Source organism: Limibacterium fermenti (genome assembly GCF_041902845.1).
GTDB lineage: Bacteria > Bacteroidota > Bacteroidia > Bacteroidales > Dysgonomonadaceae > Limibacterium > Limibacterium fermenti.
The window spans coordinates 210,621-232,560 of sequence record NZ_CP159486.1; the positions used below are offsets into that span (position 1 = coordinate 210,621).

The window sequence follows — 21,940 nt, forward strand, 5'->3', positions numbered from 1 at the left end:
TATCCGGCCGCTTGGCAAATCGCGGCCGGCATCGCGGAATATTCCCTGGTTCGTCTTCTTTGAATCTTTTTTTATTCGGATTAGGCCCGGATAGGCTACGATTTGAGTTTTTATCCTCAACCGACGCCTCCGATGAGTTGCGAAAGGATGTTTTAGTATCGTCCGACCCCTCGGACGAGGTGAAAAACGTATTTTTTATGCCGTCTGAGCCTCATCCTTAACAAAAAGAGAACTTGTTATGTCATCTGAGCCTCATCCTTAATAAAAAGTAAGCTTTTAATCTCAGCCGAGGCTCATCCTTAACAAAAAGTAAACTTTTCACCTCGTCCGAGGGGTCGGACGGTGTAAAGAATACATTTTTCAGTTTAGCCGAGGCTCAGCCAACGCAAAACAACCTCAACCCACATCGTCTCTGTCCTTTTTTCGATTCTCCGGGTTATCTCTCGGCCCCTTCGCCCTCCGGAACGGAGAGAATTCATGAGTATGCGCCATCCCTATTGTATAGCCGATAAAGAGGAACAGAAGGTTCGGAAACAAAAAGGGGAGAATGGTATGTCTCCACTCTCCCCGTCCTTTCGTTTCTTCTGTCTTTATTTTTTCGACATCCGTTTCCGGTCGTTTTCGTCGAGGAATATTTTGCGCAAGCGCATCGACTTGGGTGTTACCTCTACATACTCGTCTTCTTTAATGTATTCCAACGCTTCTTCGAGGCTGAAAATGATGGGTGGCGTCAACTGCGCTTTGTCATCGGTACCCGAAGCGCGCACGTTGGTCAGCTTTTTCGATTTCGTTATGTTCACCACCAAATCGCCTTCCTTGCTATGCTCGCCGATAACCTGCCCGGCATAGACTTGCGTTTGCGGTTCGATAAAAAACTTGCCGCGGTCTTGCAGTTTGTCTAACGCATAGGCATAGGCATTTCCCGATTCTCCGGCGATGATGGATCCGTTTTGTCTTTTCTCGATCGTTCCTTTCCACGGCTGGTATTCGAGGAAACGGTGCGCCATGATGGCCTCTCCGGCTGAGAGCGTGAGCACAATATTGTTCAGTCCGATAATTCCGCGAGAAGGAATGGTAAACTCGATATGCATGCGATTGCCTTTGCTTTCCATCGACAACATTTCGCCCTTGCGGCGGGTGATGACGTCGATGATTTTGCTGGCGTAATCTTCGGGAAGATTGACCGTTAACTGTTCCACGGGTTCGTAATCCTCGCCGGCGATTTGCTTGATGATGACCTGTGGTTGTCCCACCTGCAATTCATAGCCTTCGCGGCGCATGGTTTCGATGAGGATCGACAAGTGCAGCACGCCGCGGCCGTAGACAATCCAGGTATCGGCATTGTCGGTTTCCTCCAGGCGCATGGCGAGGTTTTTGTCGAGCTCGCGAGTGAGGCGGTCGTGAATGTGGCGCGAAGTGACGAACTTGCCGTCTTGTCCGAAGAACGGCGAATTATTGATGGTGAATAACATCGACATGGTCGGTTCGTCGATGGCAATCGGGTCGAGCTGATCGGGGCGTTCGATGTCCGTAATGGTGTCGCCGATGTCGAACGATTCGATGCCCACCAGTGCACAGATATCGCCCGACGATACCTCTTCAACCTTTGTGCGGCCTAATCCCTCGAACACGTCGAGTTCCTTTATACGCGTTTTCAGGATGCTCCCGTCGCGCTTAAACAGGGCGTAGTCTTTGCCTTGCCGCAAGGTGCCGCGATGTACGCGCCCCACGGCGATACGTCCTACATAATTCGAATAATCGAGTGATGTGATGAGCATCTGCGGGTCGCCTTCCAGCGTTTTGGGCTGGGGAATATACTTCAGAATGGCATCGAGCAGCGGGAAGATGTTGTCGGACGGTTTTTTCCAATCTTCCGACATCCAGCCCTGTTTGGCCGAGCCGTAGAGGGTGGGGAAATCAAGTTGTTCTTCGGTCGCTTCGAGGCTGAACATCAAGTCGAAAACTTCTTCCTGCACTTCTTCTGGCCGGCAATTGGGTTTATCGACTTTGTTGATGACTAAAATCGGTTTTAGACCGATGGACAGGGCCTTTTGCAACACGAAACGGGTCTGGGGCATAGGGCCTTCGAAAGCGTCGACGACCAACAGGCAGCCGTCGGCCATGTTGAGTACGCGCTCCACCTCGCCGCCGAAGTCGGCGTGGCCGGGGGTGTCGATAATGTTTATTTTCGCATCTTTATATCGGATGGAGACATTTTTTGACAAGATTGTAATGCCACGCTCGCGCTCCAAATCGTTGCTGTCGAGAATCAGCTCGCCGCTTTGTTGGTTGTCGCGAAACAAATGGCCTGCGAGGAGCATTTTATCCACCAAGGTGGTTTTACCGTGGTCGACGTGAGCGATAATGGCAATATTACGAATATTCTGCATAGAAAAAATAATTTTTTTTTGAGGTGCAAAGATACTCTTTTTTCGCGAGAAGTGTAGATGCCCCGATCTGTTTTGTTTTTAGGAGAATAACGAATACGGCAGTCTAAACGAGCGCCGCATGGTTAAAAAAGCCGATTGTTCCGTCGAGTGTCCTTATTCTCTGCTTACTACCTGTTTTCTAAAACAAAAGCAGAGCGGTAATATAACTTTACAAAAAAAACGTTATATTTGCGGCCTATATACACAATCTCATCACGAACGTTGCGATAATAGACGTTCTTGGAGTGCATACTTTATTAAAAATAGTAGGATATGAACACAAAAACTCTTCTAGTTGCCTTGTTCTGTTTGGCGTCGGCAACCGCTTTTTCACAAACCGAGAAAGGACGGTTTGTGGTGTCGGGAAAGACATCTCTCGATTTTTCTTATTCCGAAACGACCCTCAAGGGAAGCGTTTCCCCGGGCTTCGACACGTCCGACAATATGTCTAATTTCACTGTGACGGCCTCCGGGGGATATTTTGTCTTCGACGGATTTGCCCCCGACCTTCAGGTTTCGTTCACTTCGCAGGAAGATAAAGCCGACAATCGCCTGTCGCAGTTTACCGTTATGCCCGGAGCGATGTATTACCCCTTGAATAAGGGTATTGTCCGTCCTTTTGTGCAGGCGGGTATCGGGTATGTCAATGTGAGTATCAAAACCCCTTTGGATACCGGCGGGAAATACACGCAGTCTTATAACGGCTGGACGTGGGGCGGCGGTCTTGGAGCGTCTTTTTTTGTCAAAGAACACATTTCCATCGATCTGGCGGCTCAGTATGTGGCCATCAAAACAAGCTATTCGGGCGACTCGTCCCAGAAAATGAATATCGACGGATTTGCCGGCGTAGTCGGATTTTCACTTTATTTTTAATTGCCGTATTGTATGAAAAGCAAGATTTTTATCGTTTTGTTGATGACCCTAATCCTGTCGGCCACGCTTTCGGCACAAACCGAAAAAGGGCAATGGATTATCGGGGGAAATGCTTCTTTGGATGTTACGTATACCGAAGGGGGATTGTCGAACCAATCCGGCAAATCGGGCTATACCGTCTTGAACATCACTCCTGAGGCCGGTTATTTCGTGTTCGATAATTTTTCGGCCGGACTGTCGGGAAACTATGCCTACCGTTGGGACTTCGAGTCGGAGGATATGACCCTGTTGTCGCAATTCAAATACTACCTTTCGCAAAGCAACTGTCGCCCTTTTGTTAAGGCGAATGTCGGGTATCGCTATGCGAGTATATACGGCAATGACGGTTCCCTATTTAATAGTAAAGATATGGGAGGCGTTGTCTTTGGCGGCGGAATCGGCTGCGCTTTTTTCGTGAGCCGTACGATTTCGATCGACCTGGGCGTGCAGTACCTTCATTCTCATTTAACGCAGATGGGGATTACGTATGATTTGGAGACCGATCGAACATTCGATTTTACAGCCAATAAGAACGACGTGAATGTATTCGTCGGCTTTTCTCTCTATTTGTAAGAGACACCCTGTTTTGAGAGCCTTCTCCCGTCTCACGGCTTAGGGCGGTTAGGCGGGAGTTGCTCTCTACAGATGATCGTCGAAGTAACGCGTGATATGCTCATGCAGATGCACACGGTCTTTCCCGATCATGTTATGCCCGTGCCCGGGATAGATGAAATAGTCGGGATGGGTGCCGGCGTTGATGGATGCTTTCAGGAATTGCAGGCTATTTTGCAAGACAACGGTAGGATCCTCATCGCCATGTATAATAAGCAGGCGGTCTTTCAGCTTACCGGCCTTCGGGAGTAAACTCGTTTCGGCATAGCCTTCGGGATTTTCCTGCGGCGTATCCATGTATCGTTCGCCGTACATCACTTCGTAGTATTTCCAGTCGATTACCGGTCCGCCGGCCACACCGGCCTTGAATACGCCGGGATGGCGGAGCAGGAGGTTTATCGTCATGAATCCGCCGTAGCTCCAGCCGTGAACACCCATCCGTTGGCGATCGACATAGGGTAATGCCTGTAGGAATCCCACCCCTTTCATTTGGTCTTGCGACTCAACTACGCCTAAGCGCCGGTGCGTGACATTTTCAAAGTCGATACCCCGGTTGGAAGTGCCGCGGTTATCCATCACAAACACCAGATAACCTTTTTGCGCCATGTAGATTTCCCATCCGCGCGCGTCGTATTTCCAGCGGTTCGTGACCAGTTGCGAGTGAGGGCCGCCATAGACGTAAACCACCACGGGATAGCGGCGGGAGGCATCGAAGCCCGTGGGTTTCACCAGCCGGTAGTAGAGATCCGTTTGATTATCGGCGGCCTTTATCGTGCCTGCTTCCACCGACGGAATGACAAGCCCTTCAAACGGGTCGGCAGCCGATGCCAGTTCCTGCCTTTTTCCCGAACCGGCAGCGATAAGCGCCGTAACGCCCGGTTGGTCGTGCGCCGAATAGGTGTCGATGAAATAGCTGCCCGCACGGTTGATCTCTGTCGAATGGGTGCCGGGGGCGCGGGTATGCTGCTTGATGGCGCCGCCCGAAAGTTTCACGCTGAACAAATGGTTTTCGATAGGCGACGGCGCTGCGGCTTCGAACCATACGTTTTTACTTTTTGCGTCGAAACCCACGAGGCGTGTCACTTCCCACGGCCCTTTCGTCAGTTGCCGGATAAGACGCCCTCCGGTGTCATACAGGTAAAGGTGGCGGTATCCGTCGCGGCGGCTCTGCCAGATAAATTGCCCGCCGTTGCCGGGCACGAAAACCGGAGGATATTCCGGCTCCACGTATTTGGCATGCGTTTCTTCGAAAAGCGTGGCGGAGAGGCTTCCCGAAACGGCCTCGTACCGTTTCAGCCACAGATGGTTCTGCCCGCGGTTTACTTCCGCGACATAGATGGCGTTGCTTTCCGTATTCCAGGCGATATTGGTAAAATAGCGGTCGGCGGGCTCGCCGGTTTGCAGATAGCGGGTCGTGCCGGTCTGTGTGTCGAAGACGCCGATCGTCACCTGATGGCTGGTCATGCCTGCCATGGGATATTTCGTGTTTTTGAGCGTCGCTATCCGTGTCGAAATATCTACCAACGGGTAGTCGGTGACCATGCTTTCATCCATGCGGTAAAAAGCCAGTTTTTTACTGTCGGGCGACCAAAAGATGCCTCGGTCGATGCCGAATTCGTTGCGGTGTACCGCCTGTCCGTAGACAATCGCTTTGTCTTTTTCATCGGAAACGGCAGTATGCTTGTTGTTTTGATCTTGGATATACAAGTTGTTGTCAATCGTATACGCCAATAAAGAGCCGTCGGGCGAAAGCCGGTGATGAGCGCTTCCCGGTGCGAATGGGAAAAAACGCTCCGGTTTCGAGTCGTCCAAATCGTATATTCCGATCCCTTTATCGGTGAAAAACCGCACGAACCGGTCGTTCTCTTTTTCAAATTCGATATGAAAAACCTTTCCGTAATCATCCCGACGGTCTTTCGTTAAGTCTTTCAGATGGAACAGGAACGTTTGTTTCCCGGCATGGGCGGTATTTTTTGCCGCAAATACCGAATCGTTATGGATGCGTATCAGGCGGTCGCCCTGCCAGTGGAATTTTTCCGCGATATGCGGTTGGTAGGAGGAGAAGGTTTTTCCTCCGGGAATGAGATCCTCTAATGTCAATGTCGAAACGGTTTGCTGCGCTTGTGCGCCAAACGAAATAATATAAGCCAGTATGAATAAGAAAGAAACGATCCTTTGCATAGGTTTTCAGAAGTGTTGTTCGGAAAGAGTTCGAAGGGTCGCATTATATTCGTCGATGATCGAGTGAACGACTTCTGCCGCCGGTGCGATTTCTGTTATCAACGAAGCAATCTGTCCGATTTCGAGTTCACCTTCATTCAGGTCGCCTTCGAAGATGCCTTTTTTAGCGCGTCCACGGCCTAATAACGTCCGCAGTTCCTCTACCGGGGCCCCTTTATCTTCCAATTCCTGAACCTGCGTATAAAAATCATTTTTTATCAGCCGGGTAGGGCTGACTTTTTTCAGGGATAAAACGGTATCGCCTTCTTGCAGGGAAATACATTTTTGTTTGAAGGCGTCACTGGCCGAACTCTCTTCGGTCAGGGCGAAGCGCGTACCGACCTGCGCTCCTTCGGCGCCTAAAGCGAAGACGGCCGCCATGGCCTGCCCTGTAGCGATTCCCCCGGCGGCGATCAGCGGCAAGTCGATGGCCTTTCTCACAGGGGGAAGCAGGGTGAGGGTGGTGGTTTCTTCGCGTCCGTTATGGCCTCCGGCTTCAAAACCTTCCGCCACCACGGCATCGACCCCGGCTTCGGCGCACTTCAGGGCGAATTTCGAACTCGAAACGACGTGCGCCACGATGATTCCTTCGGCTTTCAGTTTTCCCGTCCATGCTTTCGGATTGCCGGCCGAGGTGAAGACGATCGGGACTTTTTCTTCCATCACGATCTTCATAATCTCCTCAATTTGCGGATACATTAACGGAATGTTTACTCCGAAGGGTTTATCGGTGGCGGTCTTGCAGCGTTGGATGTGTTCGCGTAAGGTTTCGGGATACATCGATCCGGCACCCAGAAGGCCTAATCCGCCGGCATTGCTCACAGCCGAGGCCAAGCGCCATCCGCTGCACCAAACCATTCCTGCCTGGATAATCGGATAGCGGATACCGAAAAGGGCGGTTATTCTATTTTTGTTCTTGTTCATAGCTAATGTTTTTTGCAAAGATAACATCCACTAGCTGATTTTACCCAATCTTTGTGGAACAAAATTCAATCACTCTGCTTATCTTTGTGTGTCTGTTGTCCGGAAAAAACGATTCACTGTAACGCCGGAAAACAGATCGATAGTCGTTACAATGAATAAAACGATGCCTGCCGACGGTCGGCAGGTGCCGGAATTAAATGATAAAAAAAGATGAAAAAAGAAATTTCAACTCCTCATGCTCCCGCAGCGATCGGCCCTTACAGCCAGGCGATCGAAGCCAATGGAATCGTATTTTTATCGGGACAACTCCCTATCGACCCGGCAACGGGACATTTTGTTCCCGGCGGTGTAAAAGAGCAAACGGTTCAGTGTTTTAATAACATCAAGGCCGTGTTGTCGCACGCCGGATGCAGCGTTGAGCATATTGTGAAAACGACGGTCTTTTTGGCCGATATGTCGTTGTTCGGAGACATGAACGAAGTCTATGCCCAACAATTCTCCGGTACCTTCCCCGCCCGTTCGGCTTTTGCCGTAAAGACATTGCCGAAGGATGCGTTGGTCGAAATCGAAGTCATCGCGGTGAAATGAAGACTTTCGGCAATATTATCTGGTTTGTGTTCGGAGGCGTATTGGTTGCCGTCGAATATGTCATCTCGAGTATCGGGCTGATGGTTACGATAGTGGGGATTCCTTTCGGGTTGCAATCGTTGAAGATGGCGGAATTGGCGCTTTGGCCGTTCGGCAAGAAAGTCGTTCGTAGCGAGACTACCTCGGGGTGTCTTGCTACGCTGATGAATATTATTTGGTTTTTTATCGGAGGGCTTCCGATTGCATTGACGCATCTTCTTTTCGGGGTGTTGTTTTGTATAACCATTGTCGGCATTCCGTTCGGCAATCAACATTTCAAACTGATGAAATTGGCGTTTACGCCTTTCGGCCGGCGAATCGTAGACGCATAAGCATTCTGTGTATCTTAGCAACCACATAAAAAACAAAGAAAAAATGAACGATTTTAAACAAGAAGATGCGCTCGTGCTTTTTTCGGGCGGACAGGATTCGACGACTTGCCTGTACTGGGCCAAGAAACAGTTTCGCAACGTACAGACTTTATGCTTTTCTTACGGACAACGGCATTCTCAGGAAGTAGAGAACGCCCGTCGCATTGCACAAATGGCCGGAGTGCCGTTTCGAGTGATAGACACGTCCGTGATATCGCAGTTGGCTCCCAACTCTCTGACCGATGCCTCCATAAAAATGGATGAAGAAAAACCGGCAGACTCTTATCCCAATACCTTTGTCCCGGGACGGAATATGTTGTTTCTAACGTTTGCGGCGGCTATCGCTTATGCGCAGGATATCCGCCATTTGGTGACGGGCGTGTCGGAGGCCGATTACAGCGGCTATCCCGATTGTCGCGATACGTTTATCCATTCGCTGAACGCCTCGCTCAATCTGGCCATGGACAAGCATTTTCTTATCCATACGCCGTTGATGTGGAGAAACAAAAAGGAGGTGTGGCGCCTTTCCGACGAATTGGGTGTGTTCGACTTGGTTCGCAACGAAACCCTCACTTGTTATAACGGCATCATAGCCGACGGATGCGGGCATTGCCCGGCTTGCAAATTGCGCAACAAAGGCTTGCAGGAGTATTTGGAGGTTAGAGGTTAGAGATTAGAGGTTGGAGGGCCATGCATGGGTAATCTGGGTGTTGCCTGATAACCGCGAAGCCGATAACACACGAAGTGCGAATAACTAATAACCGCGCGAAGCGCCGATAACCTCAGCGGTCGAAACGATAATATTCCAAAAGCGGATCGGTGCGCCGGGCCAGTATTTTCAGCACCAGATCCATGCCTTGCACCGAAAAGGTGATACCGTTGCCGCCGAGCCCCAACACAAAGAGGGCATTGGGAAAATCGGGATGTTCGCCGATAAAGGGAAGCCCGTCTTTGGTAACGCCGAAAGCGCCCGCCCAATGATAGTCTTCGGTAAAATCGATTCCGGGAAACATTTTTTCCACCTTCCGGATAAGCTTCTTGGCCTTTTCCCCTTTTTTCTTTTCGCGGAGGGTATTGTTTTTAAAAGGAATATCTTCCCCGCCTACCAAAAGTCGTTTATCATCGGTTGTCCGCATATAGATGTACGGATCGGCCGTATCCCATATCAGCGTATCTTTAAGTTCTTCATAGCGGTTGAAATCTTGCTCGCATACGCAGGCGAACGTCGAGACGATATCGGCGTACTTCTTCCGGAACATGGATAATGTTTCGAATCCGGTGCAGAAAACAATCTTTTTGCAGACTATTTTATATCCTTCTTCCGTCAAAATCTGTACGCGCTTATCGTTATATTCTATCTTGCGAATCGGGGTATGATCGAATACCTGCATTCCTTTTGTATGATTCCTTGCAATTAAGCCGTGGGCAAATCGAAAAGCGTCGATCGAAGCGCCTTCGGTCGATAGAATCCCCGGGAAGGAATCCATCTTATAGCGTTCCTTGAGGTCTTCCGGGGATAACCAATGGACGTCGAATCCCTGTTTTTTCCGGAATTCAAACTCCTTCGACAAGTCTTCGACGGCCTTTTGCGAATGAGCCAATTGCAACGATTCTTTTTTTTCGAATCCGCAGTCGATGCTCTCTTCTTTTATGATGGCCTCTAAGTGTTTAATCGAACGGATTCCTTCGCGGTAGCACGTTACGGCCGCTTCTTCGCCAATCATTTCCGCTAATTGGGTAAGAGGGGTGTCGATTTCGTATTGCAGCATCGAGGTGGTTGCAGACGAACTGCCGTTCGCCACATCCCGCTTGTCGAGGAGTATCGTATCGAAGCCGCTACGGTATAATGCGTGACTGATGAGCGCTCCGGTTATGCCGCTGCCTATGACGGCAATGTCGCATCGCTGGTTATTCTTTAATGAGGGGTAGCTGTTTAAAATGCCGTTTTTCAACAGCCAAAAAGATTCGGGAGAGCGTAGTTCCATTTGTTGATTTATTGTTTTATTGTCGAACAATATCGTTGACATCATAGTAAGAACAAAAAAGAAAACCGTTTTGTTGCGCAAATCCCGATGATATTTTCTACATTTGCTTTGGAAAAAGAATCGGTATAATAGCATTTAAAAGGCTTTTTACGAATAAATATAGCCGTGCCGCCGATTTCGATCATGTTGTTTCATTCTGTTTAAATATAAATTATGCAAACCGATAAGTTGACATTGCTCGGTCGCAAGGCCGAGTATAAACAAGAGTATGCTCCCGAAGTGTTGGAAGCGTTCGACAATAAACATCCCGATAATGACTATTGGGTGACGTTCGATTGTCCCGAGTTTACCAGCTTATGCCCGATAACCGGGCAGCCCGATTTTGCGACCATCCGCATCGATTATATCCCTGCTGTAAAGATGGTGGAGAGCAAAAGCTTGAAACTCTATTTGTTTAGTTTTCGAAATCATGGCGCTTTTCATGAAGATTGTATCAATATTATTATGAAAGATCTGATTGCTTTAATGGAGCCGAAATATATCGAAGTGACCGGGATCTTTACTCCCCGGGGAGGCATCAGCATTTACCCTTATGCCAATTACGGGCGTCCTGGAACGAAATACGAAAAACTGGCCGCCGATCGTTTGTTTAATCATTCATTCCCATTGTAATGATTTTCTTTTTTAAGAACAGAATAGCACAATCTGCATGCTTTTTACTACCTTTGCTTGCTTCCTTTGGATACGAACGGACGTACAGCGATGTAACGTATAAAACTTTATTATGCCGGATATCTCAAACCGCGGTAGGCAGATGCCTGCCTCGCCCATACGAAAATTAGCTCCGCTCTCCGATGCCGCCAAGGCACGGGGAATAAAAGTATATCACCTGAATATCGGGCAGCCCGATCTGCCCACTCCCGCTTCGGCGCTCAACGCTATCCGTGATATGGATAGGGCTACGCTGGAGTATAGCCCCAGTGACGGATACCGTTTTTATCGCGAAAACCTGGTGAAGTATTATGCGTCGTTCGATATCGATGTTACGGCCGATGAAATTATCGTAACGGCGGGTGGATCCGAAGCGGTGTTGTATGCATTTATGGCCTGTTTGAATCCGGGAGATGAAATCATTGTTCCCGAACCCGCATATGCCAATTATATGGCTTTTGCCATTTCGGCCGGGGCAGTCATCCGGACGGTGCCTTCGACGATGGAAACAGGTTTTGCGTTGCCGGCTATCGGAGAATTTGAAAAGTTGATTAACGACCGTACGAAAGGCATTCTTATTTGCAATCCCAATAATCCTACCGGGTATGTGTATACGCGTGAGGAAATGGAGAAGATACGCGATTTGGTCGAAAAATACGACTTGTATTTGTTTTCCGACGAAGTGTATCGCGAATTTATCTATAACGGGACGCCCTATTTTTCGGCCTGTCACCTGAAAGGCATCGAAGAGCATGTGGTGTTGATCGATTCCGTTTCCAAACGGTATAGCGAATGCGGCATCCGTATAGGCTGTCTGATTACTAAAAATCGCGCTTTGCACGATACGGTGATGAAGTTCTGCCAGGCCCGTTTAAGTCCTCCGCTTATCGGTCAGATTGCGGCAAACGCATCGTTGGATGCCGGGGAGCAGTATATGAACGAGACGTTTCTGGAATATAAAAACCGAAGGGATTTCCTTATCGAAAGGCTGAACGCTATTCCCGGTGTCTATTCGCCGAAACCCGAAGGGGCTTTTTACACGTTGGCCCGCCTTCCGGTGGAGGATGCCGATGCGTTCTGCACGTGGTGTTTATCAGACTTTTCCTATGACCGTCAGACGGTATTCATGGCGCCTGCATCGGGGTTTTATGTCACCCCCGGCTTGGGGCGTGATGAGGTTCGTATTGCCTATGTATTGAACAACGAAGAAATGGATCGTGCGCTTACCGTGCTGGAAAAAGCGCTTCAAGCTTATCCCCATACTAAAAAATGAATACGGAATTATTTATAGCAAAGCGCATTTACAAAGGCGAGAAGAAAAATGCCAAACGGGTATCGTCGCCCGCCATCAAACTCGCCATTACGGGGGTAGCGCTCGGGCTGGCGGTTATGATCGTATCGGTCTGTATTATTGTTGGGTTTAAGAAAGAGATTCGCGAAAAAGTCATCGGTTTCGGGTCGCATATTCAAATCACCACTTTTGACGAGAATGTTTCGTATGAGCATCAGCCCATCGCCTTTTCCGATACGTTGGCCGCCATGCTCGCCGGCAATTCCGACATCCGGCATTTTCAATCGTTCATCACCAAACCGGGGGTTATTAAAACCGACTCTGATTTTCAGGGGGTTGTCCTGAAGGGGGTGGGAACCGACTACGACTGGAACTTTTTCCGTAAAAACCTTCTCGAAGGAGACATTCTCGCGCCGGACGATACTTCGTCGGTCAACCGGGCAATCATTTCCAAAGATATTGCCGATAAGTTGCATTTGAAGCTGGGGGATAGTTTTATTGCCTACTTCGTGCAAGATCCTCCCCGTGCCCGGCGCTTTGAAATTAGCGGTATTTATCGTACGAATTTTGAAGATTACGATAAGTTGTATATTATTACAGAGGCGGATGTCCTTGCTTCGCTCAATGGGTGGGGCGATGATATGGTAAGCGGCATCGAAGTGCTGGTAAAAGATTACGATCAGCTTGATGAGGCGACCCAAAAGCTTTTCTTCGAACTGTCGACCTATAAAGACCGTTTCGGCAACGCACTGTATGCCCGTTCCATTAAAGATATCAACCCTATGATATTTAACTGGCTCAATCTGTTGGATATGAATGTATGGGTGATTATCATCCTGATGATTATCGTCTCGGGGTTTACGATGATCTCCGGGCTGCTGATTATCATTCTTGAGCGTACCAATATGATTGGAATCCTCAAGGCTGTGGGAGCTCGGGATTTTAGTATCCGTAAAGTGTTTTTGTATCTTTCGGCATTTCTTATCGGGCAGGGGATGATCTATGGAAATATCCTTGCCTTGCTTTTCTGCTTTCTGCAAGATCGCTTTCAATTGTTCAAGCTCGATCCGGCAACGTATTATCTATCGTCGGTACCGGTATATCTGAACGTCGGATATATTGTGTTGTTGAATGCCGGTGCGTTGATTGTTTCTTTATTCATGATGATTGCCCCTTCTTATCTGGTGGCGAAAATTACTCCTGCCAAGTCGATCCGGTTTGAATAATTCGAACACTCGGGGCATGCCGCGAGTATTGCTCTTAGCCGTACCCTCGATAGTATGAACGCTGTTGTTGATAACGTGTTAAGAATTTGTTAAGAGTTTGTTTATAACTATAGGGCGAAAAAGTTGCATTTTGTTTGACCGGAATATTATATTTGTAGCATCATTTTTAAACACTATTTTCTCGTAGGAGAATAAAAATAGTAGGAGTTCTTTGACATTTTGTACACGAGCGGGAGAATAGCTTAATCTGAATGAAGAGTCGCTATTCTATTAATAGAATCAGATGTGCGGATAATGATAGTTCTTCCTTTTAAGATACGGAATTCCTTAAAAAAGAATTTTCTCTCTTTTGAATGAAGGCTATGGTTAGAGAGCCATGCAACCATTCCGAATTTCTTTTTATTTCTTCCTGATGGTTTGGGATTTTGAAGGATTGGAAAAAGACCGAAAAGTTTTAGATGATTTTGTTTCTTTACGATTTCATCTAAGCGGAAAGTCATTTTGGATAAGATCGATAAAAAGGATTTTATGTAAAAGTTTCGACTTGGAACATGTTTCCTTATTTTCGATTAAAGGAAAAATGGAGTTGTTTTTAGCAAAGTGCTTATCCTCTTCTCCTCAAGAGAATTTATACTTTAGAAAACAGTTTCATGTATCCGTCTATAAAGAACTTTACGTAACGGCTTTTCGGAGTACGACGATTCTCATTTGAAAATTGTTGTTGCTTACGTTTCAAAAAGTGAATGTATAGTCCCTCTGTTTTTATATAATAAAGGCGAATATAGATTTCATAAACAACCGACGAATAGAGCATATTCTGCTTCACAATGTGTATGACTATACTATCAAATAATGATTGATCCCATCAATTTGATATATAATAGACTTCTTAGGACTGCTTTAACGGATATGCATGCTGTTTTAGACGTGTTGGGGAGTATTCATATTCTGAAGTATGGTTGGCAAAAATATATAAACTTCATGGTTTGTGTGTTTTTGATTTTTTGAAACCAATCTTGATTGCATTCATTTGATTATATTCCGCCATGTGTGCGAAATGATAAGGACTCCTATCTTATAATAAAAGCCGGCTTAACAGTCGGCTTTTTTGTTTATCGGGCCGGGATACCAAGGGGTTTACCGAATGTGTCGCTTGGAACGACGCCCGAGATTTCCTTTCCGTATTACAATCGTTCGGATAATTCCATCCAACGGAAGGTTTTGTCATCGATAAGGGTTAACAGGTCGGAGTAGCGGGTGGACGCTTCGATGAGTTTATCCGAAGGCAAGGTGCCCGAAGAAAGGTTTTCTTCGATTAAGCCCTTTTCTTTTTCGAAGAGTCCTATCTCTTTTTCCAACTGTTCCAGTTCCTTCTTTTCCTTAAATGTCAGCTTGTTCTTTAACGGTGAAGCCGGTTTGAAGGTGTGAGGATCGGAGGTGCGGGGTTTTACACTTTCGACTTGTTTTTGATCTTCCTGTGATTTCCATTCACGATATTGCGTGTAATTTCCGGGATAGTTTGTAATAACGCCCTTACCGTCGAAAACCAGAAGATGATCCGTCACTTTATCCATGAAATACCGGTCGTGCGAAATCACGATCACACATCCTTTGAATTGCGCTAAATAATCCTCTAATATGCTTAATGTGACGATGTCAAGGTCGTTGGTCGGTTCATCCAATACAAGGAAATTGGGATTTTTAATTAATACGGTGCATAAGTATAGCCGGCGTTTCTCTCCTCCGCTTAACTTATACACATAATTGTGTTGTTTATCGGGAGCGAATAAAAAGTGTTGGAGGAATTGGGAAGCCGTTAAGCGTGTACCGTCACCCAAATCGATTACTTCCGCAATATCTTTTACGACATCGATTACCTTGGCTTGATTATCGAATTCGAGACCGTCTTGACTGTAATATCCGAAGCGCACGGTCTCTCCAATATCGAAATCTCCGCTATCGGGCTCCATCTCTCCCAAAAGCATCTTTATAAAAGTCGATTTCCCCGTTCCGTTATTGCCGACAATCCCCATTTTTTCATAACGGGAAAAGACATAGCTGAAATCTTTCGTAATACAGAGATCACCAAAATGTTTGGTCACATGGCGGGCTTCAAAGATTTTATTTCCAATATATAAGCCCTTTGCGGCTAATCGGAGATTATCTTCCTGTTTTTGAGCGCGCGCTTTATCTTCGAGTTTATAAAAAGCATCAATCCTCGATTTGGCTTTTGTCGCGCGCGCTTGCGGTTGGCGGCGCATCCACTCCAATTCTTTTCTTAACAGATTTTTCGCACGTTCGGTCTCGGCGTTGCGGGCAGAGATGCGTTCTTCGCGTTTCTCGAGAAAATAAGAGTAATTGCCTTCATAGGTATACAAACCGGAAGAATCCAACTCCCATATTTTGGAGCAAACGCGATCTAAAAAGTAGCGGTCGTGCGTTACCATCAGCAGGCTTATCGCACTTCTTGAGAGATAATCTTCCAACCATTCCACCATATTCAAATCCAAGTGGTTCGTCGGTTCATCCAACAAAATCAAATCCGGCTCGGATATAAGCACGTTTGCCAACGCAATTCGTTTTATCTGGCCTCCCGACAATTCCCCCATTTTCTGACTCAGCCGATGGATATTCAACTTTCCCAAAATTTGCTTGATGCGTTGCTCATAATCCCAAGCCTTTAATAAATCCATTTGAGTGAACGCATCCTGCAAGCCTTCTTGCGTGTCGGATGCAAGGGCCTCTTCATATCGTGCTATCGCCGTTACGATTTCATTTTGATGGTTGAAGCAAGCCTCCAGCACCGTTTGATCGGGATTGAAAACCGGATCTTGCTCCAGATAGGCAACGCGGATACTATTCCGGAAAACGATTCTTCCTTCATCGTAAGGCTCTTTTCCGGCGAGAATGTTGAGCAGGGTTGTTTTTCCCGATCCGTTATTGGCAATCAATCCGATTTTATCTCCTTCGGAAATACCGAAAGAAATATCCTGAAACAATAGACGGTCGCCAAAGCTTTTGGTGAGCGTATCAACCTGTAATAATGGATTTGCCATAAGAGAGAATTTTTGTACAAAAATACACAAAAAAAATGAGCAGATTGGTCAATTAGCAAATTAGCAGATTAGCAAATTAGCAGATTAGCAAATTAGCAGATTAGCAAATTAGCAAATTAGTAGATTAGTAAATGAAGAGATTGGCAAATGAAGTCAAAGGTCTAACGTCGAAAGACCGGCGACTGGCGACTGATGACCGGCGGCCGCGAGCATTTTTATCGCGAAAGGGCTGGATTATAGAATTTAATTCCTATATTTGGCATTGTAAATAAACAGACTTATAAACGTGAAAAGCTATGTCAACAATCATTCGCACAGGTATTATCGGATACGGATTATCCGGAAGAGTATTCCATGCACCTTTTATCGATGTGGTGGATGGCTATGAATTGTCAAAGATCAGTACGGGCAATGCCGACCGTCGGAAGATGATAGAGGGAAGATATCCCGTCACGGCGGTTGTTCCCGATGGGAAAGGAATTATTTCCGATCCTGAAATCGATTTGGTGATCGTTACCTCACCCAATACGCAACATTTTTATTGGGCACGGGAAGCGTTGCTCGCCGGCAAACATGTTGTTGTAGAAAAGCCCTTTACCGTAACTTCTGCTGAAGCTGACGAGTTGATAAAAATTGCGAATCGGGAGGGTTTGATATTAACCGTGTATCATAACCGGCGCTTTACCAGCGATACGAAAACGGTGAAGAAACTGCTCGATAGTGGTTTGTTGGGAGATGTGACCGATTTTGAGTCCCATTTCGACCGCTATCGCCGAGACGCACGACCTAACGGAGCTTGGCGCGAACAGCCTCTCCCCGGCTCGGGCATCTTTTACGATTTGGGCGCGCACCTGATCGATCAAACGCTCTATTTCTTCGGTTTACCACAGGCCGTTACTGCGGAGATCAACTCCCAACGCCCGTGGGCGGAAGCGGATGACCACTTCGATGTGCGGTTGCATTACCCAACCTTTACGGCAACTTTAAAATCGGGAATGATTTGCCGTATTCCCGGCCCTACCTATATGGTGCACGGTACCAACGGATCGTTTGTCAAATACGGGCTCGACGTGCAGGAGGCGACGCTCGACGGCGGGGCTATCCCCGAAGGTAAAGATTGGGGCCGCGAACCGGAAAGTATTTGGGGGACGATTAACGTTGAGTATGAAGGGGTAAAGATACAAGGGAAAATAGAGAGCGAACAGGGCGATTACCGGGATTATTTTATCAATCTACGCGATGCGATAGGGGGCGAAGCCGAATTGGCTGTCAAGCCCCAGGAGGCCCGTAATGTCATTCGTATTATCGAGTTGGCGTTCCAAAGCAGCCAAGAGAAGAAAACGATTTCTCTGGAAAACGAGTTCTGATAAATATCCGGGAACTCCTCACTCCATCACCCTTTTTTCAATTTCCACAATCACCAAGATGGCAGAGTCGAAAACCAAAGGGAGGATTCAGAAGCGTAAAGGGCGTGCAGATTGCGTATCGGTGATTTTATGCGGGTAATACCCAGGCAAATAAGTCCCTTATTATTTTTTTGTGATGTGCCCTAATCGTTTCAATGTGTTGGAAAGGGAAATATCCCTTACGGTGGATTTGCGGAAAAGCAACGCGGCAATGCAGATGCCGATGGCCAGCGTAAATAATAAAGACATCGTGAGCATAAGGTTATGCATCATGGTGTTGAGAAGCCCTTCGCCCTCTGCCGCTACCGTATTCCAGTCCGTCAGTTTGATTCCCGCCAGCATCGTCCGGTAGGCATACATTCCGGGGATCATCGTAATGCAGGCCGGCATCGTGAACACCACCGGCGGGTTATGCACCCGGTGTGCCGTCCAGATACCGACTAATCCGATCAGCACAGAACCGGCCAACGTCGAGCCGATCAGTTGGAAACCCAATTGAAGCAATATAAAACGGATGCAATGTCCCATTCCGCCTAACAATCCGGCAACCACTAATATGTTTTTAGGAGCGCCGAAGAGGATGCCCCAGCAAAAAGCGACGACAAACGCAATGGCAAAGTCTGCTATAACGGCCAATAATAGATCCATATCGTATTTATATCAATTCAAAATGATCGATTCCCAATAAAGCGATGCTCAGGGTCATGCCTGCGGCAATACATAAGAGAATAAAGCCGGCAAATAATATCCGGTTTACAGAGGACGACAGATGCCCTTCTATCAAATCGATGACGCAATTCAACAGAGGAACGCCGGGGATCAGGTATAACACCCCCGTAGCCATGGCCGCTTCCGGATTGCTTCCAATGCCGAGCCGGTATCCCCAGCCGGTAATGAGGGTGCTGATAAAGGCGGCAATGCCGATGGAAATCATGGCATTGAAATGCCATTCCGATACTTTCCGCTGAAAGAAATATCCTACGAACGCTGCTAAATAAGCTACCGCCGCATTCCAATAATCGCCCTTTGCCAAAAGACAAAGCCCGGCACACGAAAAGCCCACGGCAAGGGAGATGAGCCAAGGGGGATAATGCTTTTTCTGTTTAATGGACTGGAAAGTTTTCTCCGTTTCTTCGAAAGAGAGTTTCTCCTCGTATACTTTCCACGACATCCGGCTGACATCGGTCAATACCGCGAGATGAACAGAGTGTGGCGGCGGCTCTTTGAAAAGGGTAATCGAGTCTCTGATATCTTTTTTGTTTTGCACCGAGACGAGCAATCCCCGGAAAGAAGAATTGATTTGAACCTCAAAAGCCCATGCCTCGCCCATCCTTTTGATGTTGGTATTCAGCCGTCCCGAGTGCGCTCCGGAAGCCAGTAAGTAGGTTCCCACATCGAGCGCGAATTCGGCAAATTGTTTTGCCGTGAGCCGCGATTGTTTGCTTGAATTATCTTCCGTCATGCTTTTCGTTTATTGTTTTGTCCCGACCGAACAAAAATAACTGTTTTTTTCTGATTGGTGTGTGCTTTGGAGGAAGTTTCGGAAACATCTTGCGGAAACGCACCAGGTATGTTTGAATATTGGTGCCGGCAATGATGAGCGTTACAGCCACGATGATCAGCAAAATTCCCGATACGATGCGCAGCGTAAGCGACTCTCCGAAAACAGTCACGCCGAAGAAAACCGCCGTGACGGGCTCCAAAGCTCCCAGTATAGCCGTCGATGTGGCACCGATATATTGAATGGCGACGGTGGTGCAAAGAAACGAGATAGCCGTGGGGAAAACCGCTAAAGCCAAAAGGTTGAACCACAGGTGCCATTTAGGCGGAGTCATAAGGCTTTGTCCGAAATCGACCCGAACCAGAAATAACGAAAGGCCGAAGAGCAACACATAAAAAGTGATTTTGAGTGTGGCTATATTCTTCAGTTGCGGGCGGTTTACTCCTACGATATACATCGCGTACGATAAAGATGACGCCATTACCAGTAACGTCCCGGTGAGGCTGAGTGTCGTCCCGTCTCCGCCCTTATACAATAAAAAGATTCCGCCTAAAGCCATCACAATGCATAAGACCGTCAGAAGAGTTATCTTTTCACGGAAAAATACCGTCATGATAAGCGCTACGAGGATGGGATACACAAACAGTAGGGTGGAGGCTATCCCGGCATCCATATAGTTGTAGCTCTGGAAAAGAGCGAGCGAAGAAAAGGCCATCAAAAGGCCCATGATGACAAGCGGTAAAATCTCGTTTCGCTTTATCTTGAAATTGCGCCTCCGCACTTTAATCATTATCGCCAAAATAGGAATGGCGATAAGATAGCGGAAAAACAGCACCGAGTCAGGGGTCATTCCTTCCTGATAAAGAGGAAGGGCGAACAGCGGGTTCATTCCATAAGTAGCGGCAGCAATTGCTCCCAAAAGATATCCTTTTGCTTTTACGGTCATACTCTAAAAAAAATTACGCGCAAAGATAGATATTTCCTGCCGAATAGAATGTTTTTTCCGGTGATTCGAGGTGAATCATATGCCCGGTTGGCCGGCGGGAATCAAACCAATTCTATTTTGCCGTTTACCACCGCTTCGAAATCTCTCAGATGCGTAGCTATCAGAATGGCCATATCGGGATATTGTTGCTTGATAGTCCGGAAAATAGCCAGGGCATTCTCGGAACTGATGCCGGCGGTAGGCTCGTCTACCACTAACAGTTGCGGCTTTTTGAGCAACGCCTGAGCCAGCAGCAGCTTCTTCCGCTGCCCGCCGCTTAAGGTTTCGCCGTTTTCTCCTAACCAGGAGTCCAGCCCGTGGGGAAGAGCTAAACGCCAGCCGGCCAAATCAACCGTTTGCAATGCTTGTTCGATGGCTTCGTCGGGATATCCTTCGAAATTTTCACGCAGCGTACCGGTGAGCAAGTATGCTTTTTGGGTGACGTAAATACATTCGGGAACGGGCAAATGAGGCAAGTCCGTGTCGCCGTTCCACGTCAGCGAGCCGCTGCGGCGGTATTCGGGATAAAAAAGACTGTTGAGCAGGGTGGTTTTTCCTTTGCCCGTTTCCCCGAAAAGGGCAATCCAATCCCCCTTTTTTATCTCCATCGATAGTTCGGCGGTACGCACAGGCGTTTCGGGTATTATCGCGCTTACCCGGTTGATAACCAGTTTCTCCAAAGCGGTATGGACGCGGACGGGTTCGACCGGTTGCTCGCCTTCCCTGATAATCGCGTCGATGTCTTTCATTTGACGGGCGACCGAACTCTTTTCCGATTTTCCCGAAAAAAGCATCTCCGCCAATTCGGCTTGCGCCATGATACCGAAGAATATTCCGATAGCCAACGGGGCGTCGATTCCCCGGTTGGCGGAACTCCATAATATAAACGAGGCGATGCAACTGATCCCCAGGCCGCCGACGAGTTGCAGCCGGAATGACTGGGTTTGTAGTTTGTTTTCCACTCGTTCGAGTTGCTGCAGTCGTTCTTCGTATTGACCGATAGCTTTTTCCTCGAGATGATATTTCGAAATTTCTATCCGGCCCCGGAAGCTCTCGATGAGCATCTGATTATTTTCTTCACGGGACGTTTTCAACTTTTCGTAAAGTCTACGGTTGTTGCGGAAAAATAGCTGCGGAATGATAAACAGGAAAAGCGACGACGAAATCAAAAACTCGATGGCGATGACCTGCGAAAACACCATCAGGAAGAAAAAATAGAGGATAAGCGACACGATGAGTGCGGCAAAGGGTAAAACCCATAAGAGGATGTGGTTTAATATCTGGTCGACACCCTGCGTGCTGTTTTCGGGCAACGAAGAATTATTGTTGACTTGTTTTCGGAAATAGGGGAATCGGGCCACGGATTGAAATATTTTTAATTGCAGGCTTTGCTGGACATCGAGAGTCGTTTTATGATTTTCCAACCGTTCGAAATAGCGTGTGGCGGTGCGGAAGAGCGCCAGTAAACGGATGATGGCAGACGGAATCAGGTAAGAAAAGGCGGTGTTCGCCGTGATAAAGACGACACTGCAAATGGCCAGGAACCATCCCGAAATAGCCGGCAAGGCAACAAACGCCACCGTCCATAGCGCCAGCAGCAAAAATCCTCCCAGCCATCTGCCGGCAAAAGGTTGCAATATCTGTTTTATAATAAATCTGTTCATGTCACTTTGTCTTCGGTCTT

Annotated in this window: 18 protein-coding genes; 9 read left to right on the forward strand and 9 right to left on the reverse strand. The window is 47.5% G+C overall.

What is annotated here, in order from left to right; all coding sequences use genetic code 11:
* Positions 1 to 590: 590 nt before the first annotated feature.
* Positions 591 to 2,390, reverse strand: a complete 1,800-nt coding sequence (gene typA / locus ABNK31_RS00945; RefSeq protein ID WP_418893899.1) for a translational GTPase TypA — start codon at positions 2,388 to 2,390, stop codon at positions 591 to 593.
* A gap of 312 nt (positions 2,391 to 2,702) precedes the next feature.
* Here typA and ABNK31_RS00950 point away from each other — a divergent pair, with 312 nt between their 5' ends.
* Together ABNK31_RS00950 and ABNK31_RS00955 are read left to right on the forward strand one after the other, a co-directional pair.
* Positions 2,703 to 3,302, forward strand: a complete 600-nt coding sequence (locus ABNK31_RS00950; protein ID WP_418893900.1) for an outer membrane beta-barrel protein — start codon at positions 2,703 to 2,705, stop codon at positions 3,300 to 3,302.
* Positions 3,303 to 3,314: 12 nt separating this feature from the next.
* Positions 3,315 to 3,914 carry an outer membrane beta-barrel protein gene (locus ABNK31_RS00955; protein ID WP_418893901.1) on the forward strand — a complete coding sequence of 200 codons (600 nt, stop codon included), beginning with the start codon at positions 3,315 to 3,317 and terminating at the stop codon, positions 3,912 to 3,914.
* A 66-nt stretch (positions 3,915 to 3,980) separates the two neighbouring features.
* Here the strand turns inward: ABNK31_RS00955 and ABNK31_RS00960 are convergent, their stop codons facing one another.
* Positions 3,981 to 6,134 (reverse strand): DPP IV N-terminal domain-containing protein, encoded by a 2,154-nt coding sequence (locus ABNK31_RS00960; RefSeq protein ID WP_418893902.1) that lies wholly within the window; start codon positions 6,132 to 6,134, stop codon positions 3,981 to 3,983.
* A gap of 6 nt (positions 6,135 to 6,140) precedes the next feature.
* The gene (locus ABNK31_RS00965) at positions 6,141 to 7,097 is read right to left on the reverse strand and encodes an NAD(P)H-dependent flavin oxidoreductase (RefSeq protein WP_418893903.1); all 957 of its coding nucleotides are present in this window, start codon (positions 7,095 to 7,097) and stop codon (positions 6,141 to 6,143) included.
* A gap of 210 nt (positions 7,098 to 7,307) precedes the next feature.
* Between ABNK31_RS00965 and ABNK31_RS00970 the strand changes: the two genes are divergently transcribed.
* The 3 genes from ABNK31_RS00970 to queC are packed head-to-tail and all read left to right on the forward strand — an operon-like array spanning position 7,308 to position 8,765.
* Positions 7,308 to 7,685: a RidA family protein gene (locus ABNK31_RS00970; RefSeq protein ID WP_418893904.1), complete on the forward strand. Its 378-nt coding sequence runs from the start codon at positions 7,308 to 7,310 to the stop codon at positions 7,683 to 7,685.
* Entirely contained in the window at positions 7,682 to 8,056 is a 375-nt protein-coding gene (locus tag ABNK31_RS00975; RefSeq protein WP_418893905.1) for a YccF domain-containing protein, read from the forward strand. Before ABNK31_RS00970 ends, ABNK31_RS00975 begins: the two co-directional genes overlap by 4 nt.
* Positions 8,057 to 8,099: 43 nt before the next feature.
* Positions 8,100 to 8,765, forward strand: coding sequence for a 7-cyano-7-deazaguanine synthase QueC (gene queC / locus ABNK31_RS00980; protein WP_418893906.1), 666 nt, complete (start codon positions 8,100 to 8,102; stop codon positions 8,763 to 8,765).
* A gap of 112 nt (positions 8,766 to 8,877) precedes the next feature.
* Here the strand turns inward: queC and ABNK31_RS00985 are convergent, their stop codons facing one another.
* Complete coding sequence (locus ABNK31_RS00985; protein WP_418893907.1) at positions 8,878 to 10,080, reverse strand: NAD(P)/FAD-dependent oxidoreductase; 1,203 nt, start codon at positions 10,078 to 10,080, stop codon at positions 8,878 to 8,880.
* A 213-nt stretch (positions 10,081 to 10,293) separates the two neighbouring features.
* Between ABNK31_RS00985 and queF the strand changes: the two genes are divergently transcribed.
* The 3 genes from queF (at position 10,294) to ABNK31_RS01000 (ending at position 13,308) form a co-directional block, all read left to right on the forward strand.
* Positions 10,294 to 10,752: a preQ(1) synthase gene (gene queF / locus ABNK31_RS00990; RefSeq protein WP_418893908.1), complete on the forward strand. Its 459-nt coding sequence runs from the start codon at positions 10,294 to 10,296 to the stop codon at positions 10,750 to 10,752.
* Between the two features lie 112 nt (positions 10,753 to 10,864).
* On the forward strand, positions 10,865 to 12,064 hold the full coding sequence (locus ABNK31_RS00995; protein ID WP_418893909.1) for a pyridoxal phosphate-dependent aminotransferase: 1,200 nt from the start codon (positions 10,865 to 10,867) through the stop codon (positions 12,062 to 12,064).
* Positions 12,061 to 13,308 carry an ABC transporter permease gene (locus tag ABNK31_RS01000; protein WP_418893910.1) on the forward strand — a complete coding sequence of 416 codons (1,248 nt, stop codon included), beginning with the start codon at positions 12,061 to 12,063 and terminating at the stop codon, positions 13,306 to 13,308. The genes ABNK31_RS00995 and ABNK31_RS01000 overlap by 4 nt, the downstream gene beginning before the upstream one ends.
* A 1,184-nt stretch (positions 13,309 to 14,492) precedes the next feature.
* Here the strand turns inward: ABNK31_RS01000 and ABNK31_RS01005 are convergent.
* Positions 14,493 to 16,364 carry an ABC-F family ATP-binding cassette domain-containing protein gene (locus tag ABNK31_RS01005; RefSeq protein WP_418893911.1) on the reverse strand — a complete coding sequence of 624 codons (1,872 nt, stop codon included), beginning with the start codon at positions 16,362 to 16,364 and terminating at the stop codon, positions 14,493 to 14,495.
* Positions 16,365 to 16,660: 296 nt separating this feature from the next.
* On the opposite strand from ABNK31_RS01005, the gene ABNK31_RS01010 reads away from it, so the two are divergent.
* Positions 16,661 to 17,731: an oxidoreductase gene (locus tag ABNK31_RS01010; protein ID WP_418893912.1), complete on the forward strand. Its 1,071-nt coding sequence runs from the start codon at positions 16,661 to 16,663 to the stop codon at positions 17,729 to 17,731.
* Between the two features lie 162 nt (positions 17,732 to 17,893).
* Here the strand turns inward: ABNK31_RS01010 and ABNK31_RS01015 are convergent, their stop codons facing one another.
* The 4 genes from ABNK31_RS01015 to ABNK31_RS01030 all read right to left on the reverse strand — a co-directional run bounded on the left by ABNK31_RS01015 (position 17,894) and on the right by ABNK31_RS01030 (position 21,920).
* Entirely contained in the window at positions 17,894 to 18,418 is a 525-nt protein-coding gene (locus ABNK31_RS01015) for a threonine/serine exporter family protein (protein ID WP_418893913.1), read from the reverse strand.
* A 7-nt stretch (positions 18,419 to 18,425) separates the two neighbouring features.
* Entirely contained in the window at positions 18,426 to 19,232 is an 807-nt protein-coding gene (locus ABNK31_RS01020) for a threonine/serine ThrE exporter family protein (RefSeq protein WP_321579686.1), read from the reverse strand.
* The gene (locus ABNK31_RS01025) at positions 19,219 to 20,217 is read right to left on the reverse strand and encodes a DMT family transporter (protein ID WP_418893914.1); all 999 of its coding nucleotides are present in this window, start codon (positions 20,215 to 20,217) and stop codon (positions 19,219 to 19,221) included. The genes ABNK31_RS01020 and ABNK31_RS01025 overlap by 14 nt, the downstream gene beginning before the upstream one ends.
* Positions 20,218 to 20,318: 101 nt before the next feature.
* Positions 20,319 to 21,920 (reverse strand): ATP-binding cassette domain-containing protein, encoded by a 1,602-nt coding sequence (locus tag ABNK31_RS01030; protein WP_418893915.1) that lies wholly within the window; start codon positions 21,918 to 21,920, stop codon positions 20,319 to 20,321.
* Positions 21,921 to 21,940 lie beyond the last annotated feature (20 nt).